Origin of the sequence: Luteococcus sp. H91 (genome assembly GCF_038433135.1) — a bacterium.
Taxonomy (GTDB): Bacteria; Actinomycetota; Actinomycetes; order Propionibacteriales; family Propionibacteriaceae; genus Luteococcus.
This window is the reverse complement of the sequence record NZ_JBCDMV010000010.1, coordinates 63,662-69,908: the sequence shown is the minus strand read 5'-3', so window position 1 is coordinate 69,908 and position 6,247 is coordinate 63,662. Positions and strand designations below refer to the sequence as shown.

Genomic DNA, 6,247 nt, shown 5'->3' with positions numbered 1-6,247 from the left:
GCAAGGGCCGGATCCCGAGCAGTTCCACCGGCGAGGGCCGGGACGCCATGTGCGTCCCGGCCCTCGCCGCATTTGTGGGGCGGCCGTCCAGTTCCGAGAATCGACCTCCGGATGCGGGCCGTGAAGCTTCGCTGCGCGGGAACTGTCCGCTCCCGCGTGATTCTGGTGGTCGATTCTCGGAGGTGTCCCCGGGGGCTGCTCCTTGACGGCGGGTGGGGGGTCGGGGCAAGAATCGGGGTGGACGGTCGCCATCACCCGGCGCGGCCAGAGCGGAGAACCGATGACTGCCCAGACCGGACTGACCGGCCGCCTCCCCCTGCTGCTGGCCCCGATGGCCGGCGGCCCCACCAGCCCCGAACTGCTGGCCGCGGTGCTGCGCGCCGGCTGCGGCGGTTTCCTGCCCGGCGGTTACCTGACGGCAGCCAAGTTGGAGGCCAACCTGACCGAGCTGGCCGACCGGCTCGGCACCCAGCTGGCCGGTGTGCCCCATGGCGTCAACCTCTTCGTCCCCGAGGCCTCGGACCGGGCTCGGGACGAGCAGGCGGTGACGGACTACGCCGCCCGGCTGGGGGAAGGGGTCGGCGAGCCCCGCTGGGACGACGACGACCACTACCCCGACAAGCTGCGGTTGCTGACCGACGTCCATCCCGTGCCGATGGTCAGCTTCACCTTCGGCTGCCCCAGTGCCCAGGATGTTGCCGCGCTGAAGAAGGTGGGCAGCCGGGTGCTGGTCACCGTCACCGACCTGGCCGAGGCCCGGGCTGCGGCGGGCGTCGGGGCCGACGCCCTGGTGGTGCAGGGTTTTGATGCGGGCGGGCATCGCGGTACCCATGACATGGCCAAGACGCCCAACAGTCGCGATGCGCTGGCGCTGTTGCCGGAACTCGCCGAGGTCGGGCTGCCGATGGTGGCCAGCGGTGGGGTGGCCACCCGTGGCGATGTGCAGCGATTGCTGGCGGCCGGAGCCGTGGCGGTCCAGGCCGGCACGGCCTTCCTGCGTTGCCCCGAGGCCGGCACCTCCGCGGCGCATCGGGCCCTGCTGACCAGCGCACACGGCACCCGGATCACCCGGGCCTTCTCGGGCCGCGCCGCCCGTGGACTGGTCAACGACTTCCTTCAGGTGCATGACGCGCACGCACCGGCGGTCTACCCGCAGGTGAACCAGCTCACCCAGCCGTTGCGTGCGGCGGCCGCGGCCCGCGGCGACTCCTCGCAGATCTCCGGCTGGGCCGGTGCCGGCTGGGCCGCGGCCCAGGACCTCCCGGCGGCAGACGTGGTGGCCTCGCTTCTGCCCTGAGCCGGGTGGCTGATTCCGAAAAGCGACCTCCAGACCTTGCCTCCGCTGCCGGGGGCGGGCTCAGCGCCGCCCGGGAGGAGGGATCTGGAGGGCGATTCTCGGAACTGGATGCGCGACCAGACGGATCAGATCAGCTCGTCCTGCCGGGCGTCCTGCAACTGCACCAGCCGCAGCAGCACGCCCATTCCGGCCGCGGCAACCCCGCAGATCCCGGCGGCGCCGCCCAGATAGGCGATGAACAGGGCCGAGAAGTCCTGGGTGAAGACATTGTCGATCCGCATGGTCAGCAGGCCGCAGACCGCGGCGACCCCCAGCGCCAGCACGCCGGCGGCGACCAGCAGTCCGGGCGCCAGCCGGGATGGGCGCGAGGCATGGGCCGGGCCCTCCTCGCCGAAGATCCGCCGCCCCAGCAGGCGCTGGCGCACGGCGCCGACGAAGAGCGCACCGAAGGCCCACGCGAAGCACACCAGATAGCCGCCCACCACGTCCGAGGGGCGGTGCCAGTGCGCGGCCAGGGTGCCGTAGCCGAAGAGCATCATCACCACCGCGCCGGCGATCGCCACCGGGGTGCGCAGCCGTCGCGGAGCCACCAGCAGCGCCGCCACCATCGCCGACGCGGCCGCGGTGGTGTGGCCGCTGGGGAAGGAGTTGTTGGTGATGCCGCGGTAGTCCAGCAGCAGGGGCCGCTCCAGCAGGTGGTACTTCAGCACCCGGGTGCTGAGATTGGCGCAGGCCACGACTGCGGCCGCCTCCAGCGCCAGCACCCACCGGCCCCGCAGCACGGAAACCATCGCGACCGCCAGCATCACCAGGGCGATCGCACCCACCGAGACGGTCTCCAGGACCGACTGCAGCCGGCCGGCCACGTGGCCAGAGCCGATCTCGGCACCCAGGTAGGACAGGGTGTCCAGCAACTGCCCGCGGCCGGTGGCGACGAAGACCCGCCACATCGCCAGGGTGGCTACGCCGGAGGCGACGGCCAGCAGCAGCGGGCGCAACCATCGCCAAGCATTGGAGGAGGAGATCATGACCAGTAGTCTCCCAAGCCAACCCAAAGCCCAGCTGTGAGCCATCCGTCGGCATATCGCCGGCGGCCCTGATCGGGTTTTTCACAGCATCCTCACAGCGGAGGCCATGGGTTTTCGCAGGCTCGCGACGTTCACTGGATGGCATGACGAGTTCTTGGGGTGCAGGAAACCAGCCTGGGGATGAGCCCACGCGGGCCCTTGACCCGCATGCCGTGGACCAGGACGACGAGTGGTTCTGGTCCCGCCCCCAGGCCGAGCCGACCCAGGTCATCCCGACGGAGCCGACGCTGCAACTGCCGCTGGCGATGAGCGCGGCGATCGGTGCGGCCGCTGCCTCCCCGTCGTCACAGCAGTCCACTCCGTGGCCCGCGGCCCGGGATGGGGCCGGTCATGCCCCGGGCAACTTCCCGGCGGCCACGCCCGGCTCGGCGCAGGGCCAGGCCCCGAACGCCCTGTACCCGAGTGCCCAGTACCCCAATGCCCAGTACCCCAATGCCCAGTACCCCAATGCCCAGTACCCCAATGCCCAGTACCCCAATGCGCAGTTCCCGAGTAGCCAGCAGTTCGGCGCGGCCGCCCCCCAGCGTGCGCGCTCGGGCACCCGCGGTCTGGTCGCGCTGTTCGCGGCCAGCGTCCTGACCGGGATGGCGGTGCTGCAGGCGCCCGGTCTGGTCTCGTCGGGCTCGAATCGGGTGCCCGACACGTCGTCGCAGCCCAGCGCACCACAGACCCAGCCGACCGAACAGGAAGAACAGGACGGGACGCCCGCCGAGCAGCAGCCGTGGGATCCATGGGGCCAGCAAGGGCAGTCGGAACAGCCCGAGGCCGCCGGCGAGGAGGAGTCCGCCGGCCAGACCACGGCCAGCGCGTCGCAGAGCAAGGGTGTGGTGCTGATCTCCACCACCACCGCCGCCGGGCAGGGTGCCGGCAGCGGGATGGTGATCACCACCAATGGCCATGTGCTGACCAATTACCACGTGGTGCAGTCCAGCACCCGGGTCCAGGTTCAGGTGGCCAGCACTCGCAAGACCTACACCGCCACCGTCGTCGGGCACGACGCCAGCAATGACGTCGCCCTGCTGAAGCTGGAGGGCGCCGACAACCTGGAGACCGTGACCATCGACGACGACGAGCTGGCCACCGGGGATGTGGTGACTGCCGTCGGCAATGCCAACGGGCAGGGTTACCTGAGCGCCGCCACCGGCAAGGTCACCGACCTGGCCAGCAGCATCACCGTCCGCAATGAGTCGTCGGCCTCCGGATCGGAGAGGCTGAGTGATGTGATCAAGACCACCGCGGGCGCGCAGCCGGGGGATTCCGGCGGCCCGATGATCGACGACGAGGGCGAGGTGGTTGGGATGACCACGGCGGGGCAGACCGCGTCGTCGGGGATCCGCACCCAGAACACCACCATCGCCAGTTATGCGGTGCCGATCGAGCGTGCCCTGGGGATCATCCAGCAGATCCAGGCCGGCACCGAGTCCGGCACGGTGAAGATCGGCCCCAATGCCTACTTGGGGGTTTCGGTGCGCAGCCTGGACGACGGCAGCCTGGCCGTGGCCTCGGTGGTCAGCGGCGGGCCCGCAGAGCAGGCTGGTCTGGGCCGGGGTGACGTGATCACCAGCGTTGGTGGGGCCGAGGTTGGCTCGCGGGCGTCGCTCAGTGAACAGCTCGCCACCCGTGAGCCCGGTGATCGGGTGGTGGTCGGCTGGGTCGACAGCCTGGGCGAGGTGCACCGGGCGACGGTGACGCTGGGCAGCAGCCCGGTGAACTGACGCCGTCGGGCCTATGCTGAATCCCATCCCACCCAGATGGCCGTCTGGCAGGCCCGGCAAGGAGAACGCTGATGAGGTTGTTGCTGGTCGAGGATGACCGGTCGCTCGCCGAAGTGACCCGACGGGGTCTGGTGGGCGAGGGGCATGTGGTGGATCTGGCTCGCGACGGCAGGGAGGGGTGCCTCAAGGCGGTGCACGGCGAGTACGACGTGGTGCTGCTGGACATCATGCTGCCGTTGATGAATGGCTACGACATCCTCAAGCAGATGCGCGCCAATGACGTGTGGACCCCGGTGCTGATGCTCACCGCCAAGGACGGCGAATGGGACCAGGCCGACGCCTTTGACCTGGGCGCCGACGACTACCTGACCAAGCCCTTCAGCTTCGTGGTGCTCAATGCCCGGCTGCGGGCGCTGGCCCGGCGCGGCGGTCAGGAGCGCCCCGCCCAGCTGACCGCGAAGGGGCTGGTGCTGGATCCGGCGACCCATCTGGTCAAGCGCGGCGAGCACTCGATCGACCTGACCCCGCGGGAGTTCAACCTGCTGGCCTACCTGATGCAGCAGAAGGGGGCCGTGGTCACCAAGGCACAGATCCTGGACGGGGTCTGGGGCGCGGAACACGACGGAGACCCGAATGTGGTGGAGGTCTACGTCGGCTACCTGCGCAAGAAGCTCGACACGCCGTTTGGGGAAAACACCATCCAGACCGTGCGCGGGGTGGGCTACCGGCTCGCAATGGACTGAGCCTGGGGGCGGTCTGCGGCTCCGGGGAGCAGCACCTCGAAGCGGGCGCCGCCCAGATCGGCATCCTCCACCCAGACCCGGCCGCCGTGGGCCTGCACCACCTGCTGCACGATCGCCAGGCCCAGGCCGCTGCCTCCCTCGTCGCGGTTGCGGGATTCCTCCAGCCGGACGAAACGGTCGAAGACCCGCTGCCGGTCGCCGGGGGCGATGCCATTGCCGTCGTCCTCGATGGTCAACACCGCACCCCCGCCGGGCAGCGGCGTCACCGCCACCAGAACGCGGCTGCGGGCGTGCCGGGCGGCGTTGTCGCACAGGTTGCGGACCACCTGGCTGAGCTGTGCCGGATCGGCCAGCACCCGGGCGGCGGTGATCTGGGTGGTGACCTCCACGTTGCTGGTGCGGCGCAGTCGTGCGGCTTCGGTGCCCGCCAGATCGTCCAGATCGGTCTCCACCAGGTTCAGCCGCGATGCGCCGTCACCGCTGCGGGACAGCGCCAACAGGCCTTGCACCAGCTGGTTGAGCCGCGCCGTCTCGGCCTGCATCAGCGGCGCCAGCTCCCGCCAGGTGTCCAGTCGATCCTCCTGGCTGGCGATCTCCAGCGCCCCGGAGAGGCTGGCCAGGGGTGATCGCAGCTCGTGGCTGGCGTCGGAGACGAAGCGCTGTTGGGAGTGCTGGGCGGTTTCCAACCGGGCCAGCATCTGGTTCATCGTCAACCCGAGCGCTCGCAGCTCGTCCTCGGTGGGCGGCAGGGGGATCCGCTCATCCAAGGTCGACGACGTGATCCGCGCCACCCGGTCGTTCATCTCGTCGACGGGGCGCAGGGCGCGCCCGGCCACCCACCAGGAGATCAGTCCGGCGGCGAGCATCACCAGCGGCACACAGGCCAGCAGCAGGCCGGTGGTGACGGTGACCGCGCTCTGCTGGTCCTCCTGCGAGGTGGCGATCTGAACGATGTAGCGCTGGCCCTGGTGGCTGAGCCCGTGGGCGATCACCAGGTCACGATGCTCATTGCGGTCGCCCGGCCCCCACCACTTGACGGCACCCTCCTGCAGCACCTGGCCTTCCTCGGGGCGCAGGGTGGAGAAGGGCGCCCGGTGGTAGGAATTGGACGTCCACAGCAGCCGTCCGTCTGCGTCCAGCAGTTGGGCTCGGTAGCCGTCGTCGAGTTGCAGCTCGCTGCGCAACCCGTCGGGGCCGTGCTCGGCGACGAAGTTGGCGGTCCGGTGAGCCACCTCGCGGGCGGAGGTGACCTGTGCATTGGACAGCGAATTGGTCAGCAGGTTGGCCAGCAGCACGATGCCCAGGCACAGCGGCACCGCCACCAGCATCACCGCGACGGCGGTGAGCTGCTTGCGGATCCCCCACCGGGTCCAGATCTCGGCGATGCGCAGCTTGGGCATGGCT

At 70.3% G+C, this 6,247-nt stretch carries 5 protein-coding genes; 3 read left to right on the top strand and 2 right to left on the bottom strand.

Annotated features, from left to right (window positions below):
• The first annotated feature begins 280 nt into the window (after positions 1–280).
• Complete coding sequence (locus AAEX57_RS07080; protein WP_342091640.1) at positions 281–1,297, top strand: nitronate monooxygenase; 1,017 nt, start codon at positions 281–283, stop codon at positions 1,295–1,297.
• Positions 1,298–1,422: 125 nt separating this feature from the next.
• Here the strand turns inward: AAEX57_RS07080 and AAEX57_RS07075 are convergent, their stop codons facing one another.
• Entirely contained in the window at positions 1,423–2,325 is a 903-nt protein-coding gene (locus AAEX57_RS07075; RefSeq protein ID WP_342091639.1) for a phosphatase PAP2 family protein, read from the bottom strand.
• Positions 2,326–2,468: 143 nt separating this feature from the next.
• On the opposite strand from AAEX57_RS07075, the gene AAEX57_RS07070 reads away from it, so the two are divergent.
• Together AAEX57_RS07070 and AAEX57_RS07065 are read left to right on the top strand one after the other, a co-directional pair.
• Complete coding sequence (locus AAEX57_RS07070; RefSeq protein ID WP_342091638.1) at positions 2,469–4,100, top strand: S1C family serine protease; 1,632 nt, start codon at positions 2,469–2,471, stop codon at positions 4,098–4,100.
• Between the two features lie 71 nt (positions 4,101–4,171).
• On the top strand, positions 4,172–4,843 hold the full coding sequence (locus AAEX57_RS07065; RefSeq protein ID WP_342091637.1) for a response regulator transcription factor: 672 nt from the start codon (positions 4,172–4,174) through the stop codon (positions 4,841–4,843).
• Here AAEX57_RS07065 and AAEX57_RS07060 read toward each other — a convergent pair.
• Positions 4,822–6,243, bottom strand: coding sequence for a sensor histidine kinase (locus AAEX57_RS07060; RefSeq protein ID WP_342091636.1), 1,422 nt, complete (start codon positions 6,241–6,243; stop codon positions 4,822–4,824). The two genes, AAEX57_RS07065 and AAEX57_RS07060, sit on opposite strands and share 22 nt — an antisense overlap.
• Positions 6,244–6,247: the final 4 nt, after the last annotated feature.

Bases quoted from the DNA above. Each gene is read 5' to 3' on its own strand.
- AAEX57_RS07065 (WP_342091637.1), top strand. From the start codon at position 4,172: ATGAGGTTGTTGCTGGTCGAGGATGACCGGTCGCTCGCCGAAGTGACC.
- AAEX57_RS07060 (WP_342091636.1), bottom strand. From the start codon at position 6,243: ATGCCCAAGCTGCGCATCGCCGAGATCTGGACCCGGTGGGGGATCCGC.
- AAEX57_RS07075 (WP_342091639.1), bottom strand. From the start codon at position 2,325: ATGATCTCCTCCTCCAATGCTTGGCGATGGTTGCGCCCGCTGCTGCTG.
- AAEX57_RS07080 (WP_342091640.1), top strand. From the start codon at position 281: ATGACTGCCCAGACCGGACTGACCGGCCGCCTCCCCCTGCTGCTGGCC.
- AAEX57_RS07070 (WP_342091638.1), top strand. From the start codon at position 2,469: ATGACGAGTTCTTGGGGTGCAGGAAACCAGCCTGGGGATGAGCCCACG.